At 47.7% G+C, this 15,207-nt stretch carries 15 protein-coding genes; 7 read left to right on the plus strand and 8 right to left on the minus strand.

Annotated elements, in window-relative coordinates:
• Positions 1–292: 292 nt before the first annotated feature.
• The 4 genes from SHD_RS04115 to SHD_RS04130 are packed head-to-tail and all read left to right on the plus strand — an operon-like array spanning position 293 to position 3,564.
• The gene (locus SHD_RS04115; protein ID WP_011715517.1) at positions 293–814 is read left to right on the plus strand and encodes a hypothetical protein; all 522 of its coding nucleotides are present in this window, start codon (positions 293–295) and stop codon (positions 812–814) included.
• Between the two features lie 47 nt (positions 815–861).
• On the plus strand, positions 862–1,539 hold the full coding sequence (locus SHD_RS04120; protein ID WP_011621087.1) for a response regulator transcription factor: 678 nt from the start codon (positions 862–864) through the stop codon (positions 1,537–1,539).
• Positions 1,540–1,588: 49 nt separating this feature from the next.
• Entirely contained in the window at positions 1,589–2,845 is a 1,257-nt protein-coding gene (locus tag SHD_RS04125) for a sensor histidine kinase (RefSeq protein WP_023265978.1), read from the plus strand.
• Between the two features lie 32 nt (positions 2,846–2,877).
• Positions 2,878–3,564, plus strand: a complete 687-nt coding sequence (locus SHD_RS04130) for a TIGR01621 family pseudouridine synthase (protein WP_023265979.1) — start codon at positions 2,878–2,880, stop codon at positions 3,562–3,564.
• Here SHD_RS04130 and SHD_RS04135 read toward each other — a convergent pair.
• Complete coding sequence (locus tag SHD_RS04135; protein ID WP_023265980.1) at positions 3,561–4,742, minus strand: GGDEF domain-containing protein; 1,182 nt, start codon at positions 4,740–4,742, stop codon at positions 3,561–3,563. The genes SHD_RS04130 and SHD_RS04135 overlap by 4 nt on opposite strands.
• A gap of 199 nt (positions 4,743–4,941) precedes the next feature.
• On the opposite strand from SHD_RS04135, the gene SHD_RS21550 reads away from it, so the two are divergent.
• Positions 4,942–5,109, plus strand: a complete 168-nt coding sequence (locus tag SHD_RS21550) for a YqaE/Pmp3 family membrane protein (RefSeq protein WP_039977494.1) — start codon at positions 4,942–4,944, stop codon at positions 5,107–5,109.
• A gap of 259 nt (positions 5,110–5,368) precedes the next feature.
• Here SHD_RS21550 and SHD_RS04145 read toward each other — a convergent pair whose 3' ends face one another.
• Positions 5,369–7,543: a TonB-dependent receptor gene (locus tag SHD_RS04145; RefSeq protein WP_023265981.1), complete on the minus strand. Its 2,175-nt coding sequence runs from the start codon at positions 7,541–7,543 to the stop codon at positions 5,369–5,371.
• 302 nt (positions 7,544–7,845) lie between these two features.
• Here SHD_RS04145 and SHD_RS04150 point away from each other — a divergent pair, with 302 nt between their 5' ends.
• A complete protein-coding gene (locus SHD_RS04150; RefSeq protein WP_023265982.1) occupies positions 7,846–8,037 on the plus strand; it encodes a DUF2986 domain-containing protein in 192 nt (63 codons plus the stop codon).
• A 26-nt stretch (positions 8,038–8,063) separates the two neighbouring features.
• On the opposite strand, the gene SHD_RS04155 is transcribed toward SHD_RS04150, so the two are convergent.
• The 4 genes from SHD_RS04155 to SHD_RS04170 form a co-directional block, all read right to left on the minus strand.
• Positions 8,064–8,576, minus strand: a complete 513-nt coding sequence (locus SHD_RS04155; RefSeq protein ID WP_023265983.1) for a M23 family metallopeptidase — start codon at positions 8,574–8,576, stop codon at positions 8,064–8,066.
• Between the two features lie 21 nt (positions 8,577–8,597).
• The gene (locus SHD_RS04160; protein WP_039977496.1) at positions 8,598–9,179 is read right to left on the minus strand and encodes a hypothetical protein; all 582 of its coding nucleotides are present in this window, start codon (positions 9,177–9,179) and stop codon (positions 8,598–8,600) included.
• Positions 9,180–9,196: 17 nt separating this feature from the next.
• Positions 9,197–9,898 carry a CHAP domain-containing protein gene (locus SHD_RS04165; RefSeq protein ID WP_023265985.1) on the minus strand — a complete coding sequence of 234 codons (702 nt, stop codon included), beginning with the start codon at positions 9,896–9,898 and terminating at the stop codon, positions 9,197–9,199.
• 188 nt (positions 9,899–10,086) lie between these two features.
• Entirely contained in the window at positions 10,087–11,157 is a 1,071-nt protein-coding gene (locus SHD_RS04170) for an MBL fold metallo-hydrolase (RefSeq protein ID WP_023265986.1), read from the minus strand.
• Positions 11,158–11,310: 153 nt separating this feature from the next.
• Between SHD_RS04170 and SHD_RS04175 the strand changes: the two genes are divergently transcribed.
• On the plus strand, positions 11,311–11,922 hold the full coding sequence (locus tag SHD_RS04175) for a TetR/AcrR family transcriptional regulator (RefSeq protein ID WP_023265987.1): 612 nt from the start codon (positions 11,311–11,313) through the stop codon (positions 11,920–11,922).
• Between the two features lie 241 nt (positions 11,923–12,163).
• Here SHD_RS04175 and SHD_RS04180 read toward each other — a convergent pair whose 3' ends face one another.
• The gene (locus SHD_RS04180) at positions 12,164–13,804 is read right to left on the minus strand and encodes a ShlB/FhaC/HecB family hemolysin secretion/activation protein (RefSeq protein WP_039977499.1); all 1,641 of its coding nucleotides are present in this window, start codon (positions 13,802–13,804) and stop codon (positions 12,164–12,166) included.
• Between the two features lie 175 nt (positions 13,805–13,979).
• The gene (locus SHD_RS04185) at positions 13,980–15,200 is read right to left on the minus strand and encodes a threonine/serine exporter family protein (protein WP_011718608.1); all 1,221 of its coding nucleotides are present in this window, start codon (positions 15,198–15,200) and stop codon (positions 13,980–13,982) included.
• Between the last annotated feature and the right edge of the window lie 7 nt (positions 15,201–15,207).

The following is a 15,207-nucleotide window of genomic DNA, read 5'->3' on the forward strand; positions in this document are numbered from 1 at the left end:
CCTATTAACGAATAACTCAGCTTGATTTGCGAAGCTGCGTTGCCGTTAAATCCCTAGATGATCAAAGCTTAATCTTGTTTCCATCGGTGTTTCAGTAGGTATTAGGTAAACTGAATACATTCGTCAGTGTTGGCCGAGCCTGAATCAATCGGATTGAGCAATCCACATGGGTGATGAACTAGGCGCCGTCATAGACAAACAGTGATAGAGATTATGGTAGCTTTGGTACGCCATCGACATCTAACTGTTTGTCTCATAAGATACAAACTTAGCCGATTTTTATGGAGGAACCATGAGACTATGGTTGCTAGGATTCATGTTGGTATCTGGGATTGCCACTGCAGCCCAGAGCATGTATTCGATGCTTTCGAGCGGTGAATATCTGCCGCCGTTAAGCGTGATGCAGCAAATTGAGAAGGATTTTCCTGGCGTGATTGCCGAGTTTGAAATGGAAATGCAGGAAGGGGAGTTGGTCTACCAGTTTGAGTTGATTAATCCACTGGCGAATGCGATTACCCGTTTCGAATACCGGGCGAGAGATGGTAAGTTATTGAAACAAAAAGCGGGTAAAGTCACTGCCGACGATGTTGGCGAAGTGGAAGCCGCACGCCTTATCAGCACTAAGCATCAAACCTTCTCCGGCATTATCGCGATGGCGACTAAGGACCATAAGGCCTTTTTGACCGATGCGAAGTTAGATCATGACTTAGGTATCAGCTACTTAGAGTTAAAGTTGCTGGATGATACTGGTAAGTATAAATTGGCATTCGATATTGAAAATTTACGGCAACTACCTTTACTTAAGTGGGATTAGAATACAGATATCGCCACTAAGTGAAGACAGGGGAGCGTAGTATAAAGATGAAAATACTTTTAGTTGAAGATGATGCGACAACGATCGACTACATCGTCAAAGGATTTCTTGAGCAGGGGCATAATATTGAGACCGCCAGCGATGGTCATCAAGGCCTGCTGCAAGCCACCAGTGGTCAGTACGACCTCTTGATTCTCGATCGCATGTTGCCTCAACTCGATGGTTTGAAACTGCTGGCCGCCCTCAGAGCCACGGGTAACCAAACCCCAGTGCTTATCCTGTCTGCGTTGGCCCATGTGGATGAAAGGGTGAAAGGCCTGCGTGCGGGCGGCGATGATTACATGACTAAGCCCTTTGCCTTTTCGGAGCTGCTGGTGCGGGCCGAAAAACTGATGCAACGGGGCCAATCCGTGCCAATTACCACAGATCTGGTAGTCGGTGGCTTAAAAATGGAGCTGCTTACCCGCAATGTGACCTTAGATGGGCACGATTTAATGCTGCAACCCAAAGAATTCCAACTGCTTAAGTATCTGATGGAACACGCCAATCAGGTGATTAGCCGCACGCTATTATTCGAAGCGGTGTGGGATTATCACTTCGATCCCCGCACCAATGTGATCGACGTGCATATCGCCAAGTTACGTCGCAAGTTTGAAGAGTTAGGCCACGGTGAATTGATTGAAACCGTAAGGGGAGCGGGTTATCGCTTACGCCAAAGGCATTAAGCCTTACCAAAGCAGCGCCTGGCGCATTACTATTATCTTCTCGACCTTAGTGACGGTGATCATAGGCGCTTTGCTGTTTGCCCTTTATCGGCAGCTCATTATCGAACAGCAGTACCAAGTGACTCAGTATCTCGAGTCGGAAACCCAACGCTATCAGCAGCTTGCGCTTACAGTTGATCGCCGCAGTTTTGCGGCGCAAATTCGTGCTGCCGATCCGCAGACGGCGCTTATCGCTTGGCGCAACAGTTATGACATGGTTGGTGCCTTAAGCTTTATGCCTGAAGGCATGCCCATGCTGCCACAAACACGGGATTTCCCGATTTTAACTGGCGGCCCTGATAAGCTGCATATCCTCACCGGCGGGTTAGTGATGACCCGCTATGGCCCTGTGCTCATCGCGACCCGTACCGATAACTTAGCCACCTTGATCGATAAGTTTATCAGTGCGGCGGCCACGGCTGTGATGTTGACCATAGTGTTAACCTTGGCGCTGGGCTATTTGTTTTCTAAGGCGATTTTGCGCCGCTTAGTGCAGTACAACCGCTTGAGTGAGCAAATTGAGCGGGGGCATTACGACACCCGTCTGCCGCTCAGTTGGCGTCAGGACGAGTTCGATATGTTGGCGCTGCAGTTTAATAACGTGCTGGATATTCTTGAGAATAACCTGATGGCGGTGCGCGGGGTGACAGATAATATTGCCCACGATTTGCGTACGCCCTTATCTCATATTCGCATTGGTCTTGAGGAGTTGGCGGCCAAATCCCCCGATGAAATCAGTGAAGGTTGCGCGATTTTGACCGAAGAACTCGACCACTGCCTTGCAACCTTCGATGCCATGCTCTCGCTGACACGCATTGAGGAAGGGCAGCAAACCTTAGACTTGCAGGAGCTGAGTTTGGCGCAGCTATGTACCGATTTGTTGGACATGGCCGACGCGGTCGCCGAGTCGAATGAGCAAACCTTGAGTCTGTCGCTGTTATCGGATCATAAGATTCATGGTGACAAGTATTTGTTGTTCCAAGCCTTATATAACTTGGTCGACAATGCGATGAAGTACTCAGGCCAAGGCGCTCGCATCGATATTATTCAATCCGGCGCCCAAATTAAGATTTGCGATAACGGCCCTGGGATCCCCGATGACAGCAAAGAAAGAGTATTTGAACGTTTAGTTCGCCTCGACCCAAGCCGCCATTTGCAGGGCACGGGTTTAGGATTATCTATGGTCAAAGCGATTCTCTCGCGGCACAATGCGCAAATTACTCTTTCGGATAATCATCCCGGCCTTGTAGTGACCATTCAGTTTTAGGCTAATATCCGCGTGACACTGTTGAGAACCCCATGTACCGAATCATAGCCGATGAGGCTGATTTTCTTGTTATTTCTAAATCGCCGAATGTGCATTTTCACAGCCAAGATGGCACTGCGGGTGTCGTTGCGCAGCTGGAGCAGGATTTAGGGATAAAACTCTTTGCCGTGCATCGGCTCGATACGCCGACCTCTGGGCTGTTACTGTTAGCCAAACATCCTGCGGCGGCTCGGCAGTTGACTGAGCTTTTTAGCGCCCATAAAGTGCAGAAATACTATCTTGCGCTCGCCAAAGGCAAGCCGAAAAAGAAACAAGGCTGGGTGATTGGCGATATGGCCAAATCCCGCCGCAGTATGTTTAAGTTGCTTAGAACCAAAGAAAATCCCGCGATAACCCAATTTTTCTCCACCAGTGTTGGCGATGGGCTTAGGCTTTATTTACTCAAGCCCCTCTCGGGTAAAACCCATCAGTTACGGGTTGCCCTCGCAAGCCTTGGTGTGCCGATTTTAGGTGATGCCCTCTATGGCTCAGATGTCGCCGACCGCTGTTATCTGCACGCCTATTGTCTACATTTCCGCTATCAATATGAGGATGGCAGTTGGCATGATTATGAGTATTTTGATATCCCGCAGCAGGGTGAGGTCTTTAGCATTGAGGGCGTGATAGAGGCGCTTAAGCAGTGGCAAGACCCCGAGTCATTAGACTGGCCAGAGCGTTAGGCTTGTGGTGTTAGGGCTTGGCAGATCCTGTCTCTGCCCTCTGATTTAGCGCGATACATGGCATGGTCAGCTTCTATCAAGAGTTTGTCAGGCTGGCACCCTCGGTAAATCGTTGCATAACCAACACTCGCACAGAGTTGGACTTTTTGCTCCTGCCAACTAATAGGATTTTCCCTTAATACTCTATGTAGTTTATCGGCCACAATCCTTGCGGCGGGAGCGCTTGTTGCTGGAAGTAAAACCAAAAACTCTTCTCCACCATGGCGGCATAGGACGTCATGCTGACGTAATACGGTACTAAACAATCTTGCTGCTGTGAGTAGTGCAAGGTCACCGACATCATGCCCATATTGGTCATTAATTTGCTTGAAGTGATCGAGGTCGAGCAAAATCACGCTGTAAGGCTCATTATTTTTGTGCCAACGCTGGTGAATTGTCGTAAGCCTTTTTTGCATCGCACGTCGATTCCACAAGCCCGTAAGCTGATCCTTTTCGGCTAATATCCTGATTTTGCTAACAAGACGAGTCATTGCATTACCAATCATCACAATATTTATGAGTAGGGCGAGGAAAACATAAAACCAAAGCACTGGCACGGCTTCTGCGGTGTACATGGCGATAAATATCTGGGCTTCATTAGGGGAAAACAGTGCAATAAAAAACCTAATAATGAAGATGGCGACCATTGCGATTAATGGCATCACCATAGCTGCTGCGATCTTGTTACCCGTGTCTTTCCTAATCGCGCTGTAGTTGTCCCTTGTTAACATGACAAAAGACAGTGCTGCATTTGCTGAAAACAGCATGGCGAGTATAGGCTCCGAGTGATAGTTTGGCGGAACCATCAACATGAGGGCAGCAGTAATCGCAAGTATTGTGAGGTCAAACCGAGTGCTGTGCTGCAATCGAAACAAGTATTGCGTCCCCCAACGCAGCATAATAAATCCAAGTAAAATTGTGATATCTGCGCAAAACCAATAGAGATAACTATTTGATTCTGTTCGTTGAGCGTTGAGTATTATGCCAATGAGAACACAAATATTGGCGAGGGAAAACCGCATACTGGCTAATGTGGCAATCTTTAATGGTTGGGCGATTAATCCCCACGCTACCGCTGCCGTACCTGTCAGCAGACAAATGAATTTAATTAAGAGCAGTGCTTGGGGATCAAAGGCCATAGTGCGCGTTCAATTTTCCTTTAACTATAGATGGCTTTCTAAGTTTAGGTCGAAAAGTGCGTTATTTTGCAGTAGTTAAAGATGTATAAGTGCTTTAACCCAATCAAATATTGATGAAAAAGTTGCAAACATAGGGACTAACTGCGAAGTTAGCATCGTTAACTTGTTTAATCATTTGTGCATTAAAGGATGGCCAGCCATGGATACAAATAAATTACTCTTAGTTATTATTGCGATTCTCTTGCCACCCGTTGCTGTATTTCTAAAAGCGGGAGCTGGTAAAGATTTATTAATTAATATAGTGCTGTGTTTATTCTTCTGGTTCCCTGGTTTGCTGCATTCGTTATGGGTAGTTACTAAGGATTAGTGACTTCAAGTATCTGTTAACATTTCAATGTTTTTCAGCGACTTGATTGATGCTTATCAGGTTTAAGTGTCTGAGCAGCATACTCTTTTACTTTCACTCTAAGAACTGTTCGTCACTTGAGCCGAATTGTAATAGGCCACTCTTTGTTTCGTTAGGAAGAACTTGCCAGAAAGAACAATACTTACTCGCAAGCCACTCTGCCAATAAAAAAGCGCAACCTAGATGGTTGCGCTTGTTTTACGGTAAACAATCGCGCTAATTAGAATGCCACTGTATAGCCGATAGTAGCTGTGCGGCCCATACCTTTGAAATAACGATCATTTGTACCCATGGTTTGTGAGTAGTAGTTGAAATAATCCTTATTAAACAGGTTTTGTACACCTAAGGTTAAACTGCCAGTGTAGAGCGGCATAGAGAATGACGCATCGACAGTAGTGTAACCATCAAACTCGGCATATTTTGCACCTGTGACATTTTCAAAATCACGGTCCATAAAGTAGTTTGCTTGAACACGTGTCGACATTTCATTATCGAAGTTATGGGTCCAGAACAGGTTAATACGATTCGGTGAAATGTTTGCACCATCGAGATCGGTATCAACTTTATTATCACCATTGACATCGTATTCACCCCGTTGAATCGCCAGATTCATGCCCAGATCGTCATTGCTTGTCAGATAAGCGGTGATATTAGCTTCGATACCGTCAATCACACTCTTCTCACGTTTTACATCGTAAAAGCCGTCGCTATTTAGGGCTAAACGGGCACCGTAATCCGTTGCCGAGCGGTAGTACGATATTTTTGCGCTCAAGAATTCACCTTGGTAATCAGCCCCTAACTCAACGTTGTCCGTTACGATTGGTGTTAACGCTAAGGAATCACTAATGCTTGGGTTGGCGCCAGGGAAACTTTTTCCGTCGCGTAGAATACGGCCAATGTCTGGCATGCCAAAACCTTGGTTGTAGCTAGTGTAGATGCGAATATCCGGCGTGATTTTATAGGATACGCCAACATTGAATAAGGTTTCATCGAAGGTAGCGTCGCCCCCTGCAATTTGCTTATTGCCTGCACCATAGAGGGTTTTATAGTCATCCACACTCAGTTTGGCATGTTCATAACGAACGCCGGCGGATAAAGTTAAATCTTTAATTAAATCATAGTCTAACTGCAGGTAGGGCGCGAAGTTATCATAGGTACTTTCAGGCACCCAAGAGAAACCCGTTTTAACCAAATCTTGCTCGGTTGTATCGCGGAACAGGTCAATACCATAGGCGGCATCGATACCCATATCGGCAATGTTTTTAGCGATTAAGGAGGTTTTTAGTCCCCATTTAACCGAAGAGTTGCGCGATTGCTCGTAGTATAAGTGTTCGCCCTTGCTGTTAACCCCACATTGCACAACTTGATCACTACCTTCAAAGGAAGGATCGTAAAAACTATCGAAACACCCTCCACCGTATACGGCTTGGAAGTCCTGGTTAAACAACTGCATGCTAAGTTGTTGACCGGCAATGTTCTCGTGGGTGTAGGTGAGGCTAGTTGTGGTGACTAGGTTGTTGGCCGCTTCCCAGGGTTGCTTTTCTTCTACTCCACTTGTTGGGATACCGTTGGCTTTATCGCCAGGCACAGCCATCCAGTCGCCATTGTTATCCATGTTGTAGTGGTTAACCATCAACTCTAAGCGCGATTCGGCAAAGTTGTGTCCGAGTTTGATAAAGAAGTCTTTGCTCTGGCTGTCCATAGACTCGCCTTGAGTGGTGTCCACCCCAATCACATCGTGGTTGGCATCGTAGTACACGCCGTTATTGCGATAGCTCACCGAACCCAACATATCGATCAGTTCGGATTCGCCCGAAAACGCATAGCTGGCACCAAAACTTACACCGTTAGATTTGAGCGAATCGGGCACAGTGGCATCGAAGCTAACCACGTGCTGGTTATCACCCGTGGGCTTTTTGGTGATGTAGTTGATAATACCGCCCTGTGCGCCTAAGCCGTGCATCGCATTGGCGCCGTGGATAATTTCAATACGCTCGATCATCGCAGGGTCGATTGTCTGTCCAGAACGGCCACCGCTACGCAGCGGGTTGGATTGAGGCACACCATCGATCATGATTAATGGCGGACGGCCACGCAGGGTTTCGCCCGTGTTGCTCATCTTCTGGCGGCTGGGTGAAAAGCTTGGCGCTAAGTTACCGATAATGGTCGATAAATCTTTAGTGGTGCGGAACTGCTCTTCGAGTTGCACACGGTCGATAATGGTCACTGTATTGGGGATAGAGCTTGGGGATTTATCCATGCGGCTCGCAGTGACAGTGATTTTTTCGATGTCTTTATTCTTATTCGTTCCCGTATCAGGAGCTTCTTGAGCCGCTGCGGATTGGGTGAGGGCGGCAAATACGGCGAGGGCAACAAACGAGGTTTTGAACGTCATATAACTTCCTGCTAAGGGCGAGTGAGTTTGCTTCACCGTATCCTTGGCATCAGACTATTCCGTTAAACAACATTGCAAATGATAACGATTTTTATTGTCGCCGATTTTAAGGGAGTGAATTGGGCTTGTCTAGTCGAGTTGTAAATAAAATGCGTAGGAAAAGTGGCAATTTTTAGGGGGTGTGATTCGCCTTACAAATAGGTGTATTTAGCTTGATGGTTTGTTTGTAGGCTGAGCCCCTGATTTGTTGCCGAGTCGAAGGAAGATTATAATGGCGACCTTTTTCTCGCCTTGGTGCCCATATGAACCGTAAAAAGAAAATTAATCAAACGCTTAAGCAGAAGGCGAAAAAGGCCAATGCCAAGTTGCATAGCAGCAATAAGCCTAAATATGTTTCTAAAGCTGAGCGTGCGGCGCAGGCCATCGCGGCAGAAACCGAGATGACGCAGCCCATTGAACAATCCGCAGAGCTCGTCGCTAACGAGAATGCTTAACCGACCAACCCTTTACCTAGGGTCTATTACTTAGGGTCTAAATAGTCGATTGGATTTAAGTAAAACGCCTTCTTATATCCTTGGGTTGAAGTGTCGATTAACCAAGGTCTGGGTAACAAGCTTAAAATGGAATAGTGCAAATGGGGCGGTTTGCCTTGGGCGTTCCCCGTGGTGCCGACGGTACCGAGCACATCTCCGCGCCCCGCAAATAAACCTGCCGATGTGTTAATACTATCGAGGTGGGCAAAATAGTGGATTTGCCATTTCGGGCCGAGTCCAATGATCACTTTGCCGCCCTTAAAAAACTCCCCTTTATACAGCAGTAACAGTGGCGTTGGCGCAATCACGGGCGTATTGGCTGCGGCAAAAATATCAATGCCTTTGTGGGTGCCTGAGCTGCCCCAGGGTTCATACCAAAAGGTTTGGCTATTCCAGTCTTTATTGCTAGCGCCTTTGACTGGGATGACGGGCTGTTCTGGCACTAAACATCCTGCGAGGATAAAAAGTGCGATAACAAGAGCGATAAATTTGAGCTTCATTTTGACCTCGGTATAAATCTGTTAGTGAGACTCACTGAATTCGCGCCAATTAGCGGGATACTGACTGCGCTCGGCCTCACTGAGTGATAACCAGTAAGGCCGCCAAAACGTATCGCACCAAAACTCAATATTGCCCTGCAGACTGCCGAGTGAATCAGGATCGACATCGAGAAAGCTTTCCCACGGTGCTGGTGGCGCAGCCTTAAAGGCGATTAGCCGTTGCAGCAGCGCGATATCATTACTGATGAGTAGCACGCAGAACCCTGCAAAATCAGCATATTGATGTAGAAAAACATGGCTTGGCCCTTGGGCATGGAGCAACAGCTTACTCGATGCTGCATCCTTTTCAACAACAGGCGCGAATGCCATCTCGGCGAGCAGGGCATCGAGTCGTTGTTTATCTTGCTTGTTCAACAAACAATGGATTTGATAGGCGGCTAAGTCGGGCCGCATCGCTGGGGTGACGATGGGATAAACTTGCTGGCTGGGTAAAGACAAGCTTGGCGCTAGTGCCTCGCTAAAAATCGTTTGGAGATCAGTTGCCTGTGATTGTGGCTTTGCTTTAGGACTTAACAGGTTCTTTAACCAGTCGAGAATTGCCATATTTACCTCTTTGACATTCACAGCTTAAGGGAAGTCGCTGGTTGGTTAACTTGGATTTTCGACGCCACATTTTTCTTAACACATCCTTCCATGCTTCCCTCCATAATCATGGCAGTAGGAGCTTCCCAGCGTAACCAGCCCTTGGTACGCGGCGCATCGATATACCATAGGCCGTCGCGTTGCACTAAGGGGAAAATCTCCCGTGACGGCGCAAAGGGGCCGGGGTTTTGCTGGGCAACTTCGATACTGGTTTCTGTGACGCTGGCGATAATGGCGACATGGCCGTAGGGATTAAACATCCATGGCGCGAATACCAGTAAATCATCGGCCATCGGCTTGCTTTGGCTGCCATTGGTATATTGCCGCAGGGCGCGTTTTTCATTCCAGCTCGCATCAGGCAACAGGTCATTGAAGAAGTCTTTAGCGTGACCGAAACTGTCGGGCATTTTATGCTGATAACGCAGGTAAAAGTAACGTTTAACGAACTCTACACACTGGTATTTGATACCTAGGTTATAGCCGTCGAGGGAGAGGTTGCGCCCCTCGTTAGTGTTGACGCCGCCGTTATAAAAAATTTCGACGCCATTGAGCGAGTCGAGCACATCACCCACTTGGTAGTCGGTATTTAAGTTATAACGAGTCAGCCCGTAGTAGCCTAGATAGCTAAGGCCGCAGACTAGGCTCACTGTGAGTAGCAATAAACGAAAACCTTTCAGCATCTTTAGTACTACATTCTCAAAAGATAAATTGATTCAGCAGGATACAAAGTCGGATTGTATGCTGTTGTCGCTAAAAACGTCTAGGCGAACTGGCGGTTTGCTGGGAGCTTAATACTTTCGTTGGGCTATTGGTGGGGAGATCCTTAGCGGCGCAATGGTTAAGCACCGCTAAGGACAAGTTTGTATGACTATTTGTTGGAGGCGAGTTTGACTGGAACCACTTCAAACTCGGGCCTGTCTTTGGGCAAGTATGACTTCCACCACCCTTGATTGAGCGCAGGGCTGTGGGCTAACTCATTGAGGTTAATCCCTTGGCCAAACTCAGGGGTCAGCAGGGGTACGGCATAGGCCTTCGCTGCTGCGGCAATCCGCTCTAAGGGTTCATACCAACTGTGCAGCGCTAGGTCGAAACTGCTGTTGTGGATTGGGATAAGGTATTGACCTTGAAGATCTAAATGCGCTCGTAGCGATTGCTCAGGTTGCATATGGATATCGGCCCACATCTCATCGTAGGCGCCAGTTTCGACTAAGGTAAGGTCGAAGGGGCCAAGTTTATCACCAATCTTTTTAAAGCCATCAAAATATCCAGAGTCGCCACTGAAAAAGATATTTAGTTCAGGGGATTGAATGGCCCAAGAGGCCCACAGGGTTTGATTCTTATCCCTAAGTCCATGGCCCGAAAAATGTTGCGCAGGGGTGGCGGTAAAGCGCACACCTTGGTGTTCGGTTGCTTGCCACCAGTTGAGGGCGACAATTTTTTCCTTAGGAATGCCCCAACCAATAAGATGCTTATCGACGCCCAGTGGCACAATAAACTTCTGAGTGCGCGCGGCGAGAGCTAACACGCTCTGCTTGTCTAAGTGGTCATAATGATCGTGGGACAAGATAATCCCAGCGAGCGCCGGAATGTTTTCGAGCTCAATCGGCAGAGTATGGAAACGTTTTGGACCAAACCATTGGCTGGGTGAGGCTCGCTTTGAAAACACAGGATCGGTCAACCAATACTGACCATTGAGCTGTAACAGCACGGTCGAGTGGCTGATTTTATACAGCATAGGAGTGTCATCAGCCGTTGCTGCCAGCTGCATTGGCTGAATCGGTAGCGGCTGGTTTGGGCTCTTATCGGGAATGCGTTCAGTGACATAACGCCATAAAATGGCTGGTAAATTACCGTCACCACTTTGAGTGTTTGGTGCTTCATTACGAAAGCGCTGACCCTCTGACGGGCTAATTTCAATGATATTGGGATCTAAGGTCATAATAACGCTCCCGAGTAGCAGTAGGGCCAAGGTGATTTTAAGTCGCATTGTAAGTTTGATAAAAGTAAACTACACAGTGTAGTTTACTCGCGGTTGTGCAAAAGTAAACTCAATAGTGTAAAATATCGGCAAATATTTTGATGGTGTACCGCAATGGTAGAAAAAGCAGTAAAACTGACACATTCCCAACAGAAGCGTTTGGCGATCCTCGACGCGTCACAGGAAGAATTTATGGTCAATGGTTTTGCCGGCGCCAGCATGGATAGAATTGCCCAGCGTGCCAATGTCTCCAAGCGTACCGTTTACAATCATTTCCCCAGCAAAGAAGTGTTATTCGAGGCGACAACAAGTGACCTGTGGGCGCGCACCAAGGAAGCGGCCACCTTGGCATTCAATCCCGAGCAGAGCCTTGAGTCTCAATTGCAACAGATTGCGCGCCGCTGCTGGGAGTTGTATCAGCAACCGGATTTCCTGCGCGTGGCAAGGGTAGTGATGGCCGAGTTTATTCGCTCACCGGTTCAAGCGACTGAAGCCATGGAACGATTAGCTAAGCAAGAAGGTGGATTAGAGGCCTGGCTTGCCGGAGCCGTGGCCCATAAGGCATTAAAAATCGATAATATCCCACTGGCAGCTACTCAATTTTGGGGCATGTTTAAGGCATTCGCCTTTTGGCCTAAGTTGTTCCATATGAAAAGCCATGAGGAGTACCAACAAGATATTATCGATGCCAATATTCGTATGTTTCTCGCCATGTACCGTGCGTAGATTTCGCTTGCTTCAATAAACAATACTTATGTTTGTACTTCTTCCATCAAGTTGCTCACGGGCAAGCAGTTGCGCAGTATTGATGAGTCCCTGAGCAGGTACTGTCGCTTAATATTAGGTGAATTTAGTTGTTTGTGAGGCGAGCAGTTTTTGCTGCATATTTGCCAACACAGCTTGCTTGTCTATCTCGGTGAAGGCTTTTGTAAGAGCGGCGACACTCCTTAGCGCGTTAAACCTAGGATTAAAAGCTGCGCTTCACTAAGAAGCGCCATTCCCAGCTGTTGACTGAATCCCCTCCTGTGTAAGGCACTGAAAAATCGATATGGGCGACGTTGCCGTAACTGGAGCGGGAGGAATAAATTCGTGCGCCTATACCAATGCTGGCAAGCGGGCCGCTGGCCTCGTTATTAGCCGCTAACGGGCCGCCTGAGGCTTGGCCTACATCTGCAAAAACCGCCCAGCCGAGTTCGGCTAATTGATATAGATTGATATTGGGATAATTACGGATTTCAGCACTGAGTAGCCATTGGTTATCACCCTGTTGGTATTCGTTGGGATAACCGCGCACCCCGGTTTCATCGCCCAGCCCTTTAGTGAGATCAAGGTAAGTATTGTTCGATACACTCGCCCATGCCTTGCCATAGGCTATCCATTTAGGATTGATTTGATAGAAGTACTCGGCCTGAACATTGGCTTGATAGGTATCTTTTTGAGTGGTGCCTAAGGTGCTGGTGGCACCCATTTCGAGCAACCATAAATGCTCATCAAATTTATAACCACGGGTAGTTTGCCATTTAAAGTGGTAACCCACGGGCTGATTGTCGCCGATATCATTGGTTTCGATACCGAGTTGAATATAGTGGTGCCAACCTAAGTTAAAGTCTTCGTTATTACGAATAAGATGCACATTATTGAGTACCTGAAAGTCATCCTGAATAAATTCATAGGCGACCCACGGATACATAAAGTCCCTATCCTGCGGTAGCTCTGATGTGGGGTAAACATCAGAATTGGCAAACTCGTGCTTGTCTTGGGTAAAGCCAGCAATAAAGCGAGACAGATTGTCGTTGCTTCTGTTGAGTAACCAGCCATATTGCAAATTGAGATAATCAACAGTGTGGGCAAACTCGTTCACCTCTTGGCCGTTCTGCCGCAAGATATCGGTGCGGCTATCATCCAAAAACTCTGCCGAATACATGGTCTCTGTATTCAATGAATAGAATGGCTTACTCACATATACATGCTTTGCTTGGCCGTCGCTATTATCGTAAAACTCGGCGGCGACAATGCCGTGATCGATAATGCTGAGGGGAGCCTCGAAGGCAAATTTATAACCAGTACGGGATTCATTTGACTGATACTTTAAGCGGGTACGGATACCTGTACCTAAAAGGTTATCTTCTTTCACGCCAAAGGAATAACGAGTGTCACCGCCAGAACTACTAAAACTCGCCGTTGGGAGTAGCGACCAATTATCCCAAGTCTCAATAACGACTGACTCGTCATCGGGATTGGCATCTGCATCGGGATCCTTCTCACTCACATAAATTTTAGCATCACGAATATAAGGTTCGGCGCGCAGCAGACGTTGGGATTCGTCGAGATCTTTTTGGGTGACAGTATCGTTTTCACTAAAGGTCAGTTTGTCGCGAACCACATATTCCTTAGTATTGATATGCAGATAGTTTGCCCAGCGGTGGATAAAAAACGCATCAGGATCTGATTCATCGAAGATCGGGTTACTGACAACCACAATCTTACTCACCTTTTTCGGGGCCTCGGCGGTTGCAGTTTTGGGCACGGCCTCATCCGCTCTGGCTAGGCTGACTAGGCCACAGAGGCAACAAGGTAGAATCGATGCATACAGGGTAAACTTCTGCATAAAACCACTCCCGTAAACTGGATGGCGACAGCTTAAGATTCTGCTGTGCTTCACAATTTAATAACACACGGGAAGTGGCGATTAGTCAAGGAAACATTTTAATAAGATTATGATTTTACTTAAGGTTACTTTAAGAATCGGGCTGGAGTTGGCGCCAGCCCTGAGAGAGGGGATGTTACAGCGTACGTCTTGGTGGTACCACGACGTTGGCAAAAATCAGTCCGGCGATAAGCGACATAAAGATCAAAAAGATCTGCGATCCAATATGGGATTGGTTAAGCATAGTTTCGCCGGAGATCAGCGCGTTCAGCCCTATGTAGGTTTTACTGCCGGGCACTAAAATCACAATACCTTGCAGCAGTGCAATTGAGGCGGGCGCCTTCATCCAACGGGCGAAGAGATTGGAATACACGCCTACCGCCAAGGCGCCGAAGAAGATCCCCACAGAATCCCCAAAAAAGTGCCCGCCTAACATGGCGGAGAAGAATGCCACTATCCCCGCTAGTACGCCCCAAGGTGAATCTTGCATCCGCGCCTTAAAGATAAACACCAGTGCCATCGAGAGAATCGGTACCGCCGACCAAATCGCCCAGCGTGGTAAGCCCTCAGGCTCGATATGAATGGCTTCACCGAAGAAGGCTTTACCTATTGCCATCCCCAGCACAGCGCCAAAATACAACTTAAACAACAACATACTGGCATCCATAATCCGCGCTGTGCCCGAGATCAGGTCGCGTGCCGCCAGTTCCGCCAACCCTAAGGTTAGGGCTAAGCCGGGAATAAAGATGATGATGGAGGAGAGGATCACCACGGGAATATTAATATTGGGGTCGATGCGGGCAATCGCGCAGGCGGCAATCGCGCAGACGATAGTTGCAAAGGGCTCTAACACTTCTGCCATGCGCGTCGAGCGCTCGGCGCGGTACACAAAGCCATAGACCAGCAAGCCTAACAAGCCTGACCAAAAGACATCATTCCACCCTGTGCCCATCAACATGGCAAAGGCGGCCGCCGAGGTGCCAAAGGAGAAACAGGTTAATGCTGGGCCGTAGGGGTTGGGTTTGTTGGCGATTTCCTCTAGCCTATCTAAGGCTTCGGTGAGCGTGCGTTTACCCGAGGTGAGCTCATCCACTAGTTCATCGGTGCGAGCGAGGGAGCCTAAATCCAATTCGCCGGGTTTAACCCGCGCAACATGGTTATATTCTTGATCGGTATCGTGTTGTAATACGAAGGTCATGGAGGTCGGCGAGATTAAAAAATAACCTTCGATTCCGAGCGTCCGTGAGACGGTTTGCAAATGGGTTTCAAGACGGTAAGCGGGAGTGCCAAACTTATGTAAAGCCTTGCCTAGCTTAATGATAAATTTACGCTTTTCGAGAAACTGTTCGTTATCCAATCGGGCT

Origin of the sequence: Shewanella decolorationis S12 (genome assembly GCF_000485795.1) — a bacterium.
In the GTDB taxonomy this organism is placed as follows: Bacteria; Pseudomonadota; Gammaproteobacteria; order Enterobacterales; family Shewanellaceae; genus Shewanella; species Shewanella decolorationis.

Excerpts from the sequence above, each read along its gene's own strand:
- SHD_RS04115 (WP_011715517.1), top strand. The coding sequence starts at position 293 with ATGAGACTATGGTTGCTAGGATTCATGTTGGTATCTGGGATTGCCACT.
- SHD_RS04120 (WP_011621087.1), top strand. The coding sequence starts at position 862 with ATGAAAATACTTTTAGTTGAAGATGATGCGACAACGATCGACTACATC.
- SHD_RS04130 (WP_023265979.1), top strand. The coding sequence starts at position 2,878 with ATGTACCGAATCATAGCCGATGAGGCTGATTTTCTTGTTATTTCTAAA.
- SHD_RS04135 (WP_023265980.1), bottom strand. The coding sequence starts at position 4,742 with ATGGCCTTTGATCCCCAAGCACTGCTCTTAATTAAATTCATTTGTCTG.
- SHD_RS21550 (WP_039977494.1), top strand. The coding sequence starts at position 4,942 with ATGGATACAAATAAATTACTCTTAGTTATTATTGCGATTCTCTTGCCA.
- SHD_RS04145 (WP_023265981.1), bottom strand. The coding sequence starts at position 7,543 with ATGACGTTCAAAACCTCGTTTGTTGCCCTCGCCGTATTTGCCGCCCTC.
- SHD_RS04150 (WP_023265982.1), top strand. The coding sequence starts at position 7,846 with ATGAACCGTAAAAAGAAAATTAATCAAACGCTTAAGCAGAAGGCGAAA.
- SHD_RS04155 (WP_023265983.1), bottom strand. The coding sequence starts at position 8,576 with ATGAAGCTCAAATTTATCGCTCTTGTTATCGCACTTTTTATCCTCGCA.
- SHD_RS04160 (WP_039977496.1), bottom strand. The coding sequence starts at position 9,179 with ATGGCAATTCTCGACTGGTTAAAGAACCTGTTAAGTCCTAAAGCAAAG.
- SHD_RS04165 (WP_023265985.1), bottom strand. The coding sequence starts at position 9,898 with ATGCTGAAAGGTTTTCGTTTATTGCTACTCACAGTGAGCCTAGTCTGC.
- SHD_RS04170 (WP_023265986.1), bottom strand. The coding sequence starts at position 11,157 with ATGACCTTAGATCCCAATATCATTGAAATTAGCCCGTCAGAGGGTCAG.
- SHD_RS04175 (WP_023265987.1), top strand. The coding sequence starts at position 11,311 with ATGGTAGAAAAAGCAGTAAAACTGACACATTCCCAACAGAAGCGTTTG.
- SHD_RS04180 (WP_039977499.1), bottom strand. The coding sequence starts at position 13,804 with ATGCAGAAGTTTACCCTGTATGCATCGATTCTACCTTGTTGCCTCTGT.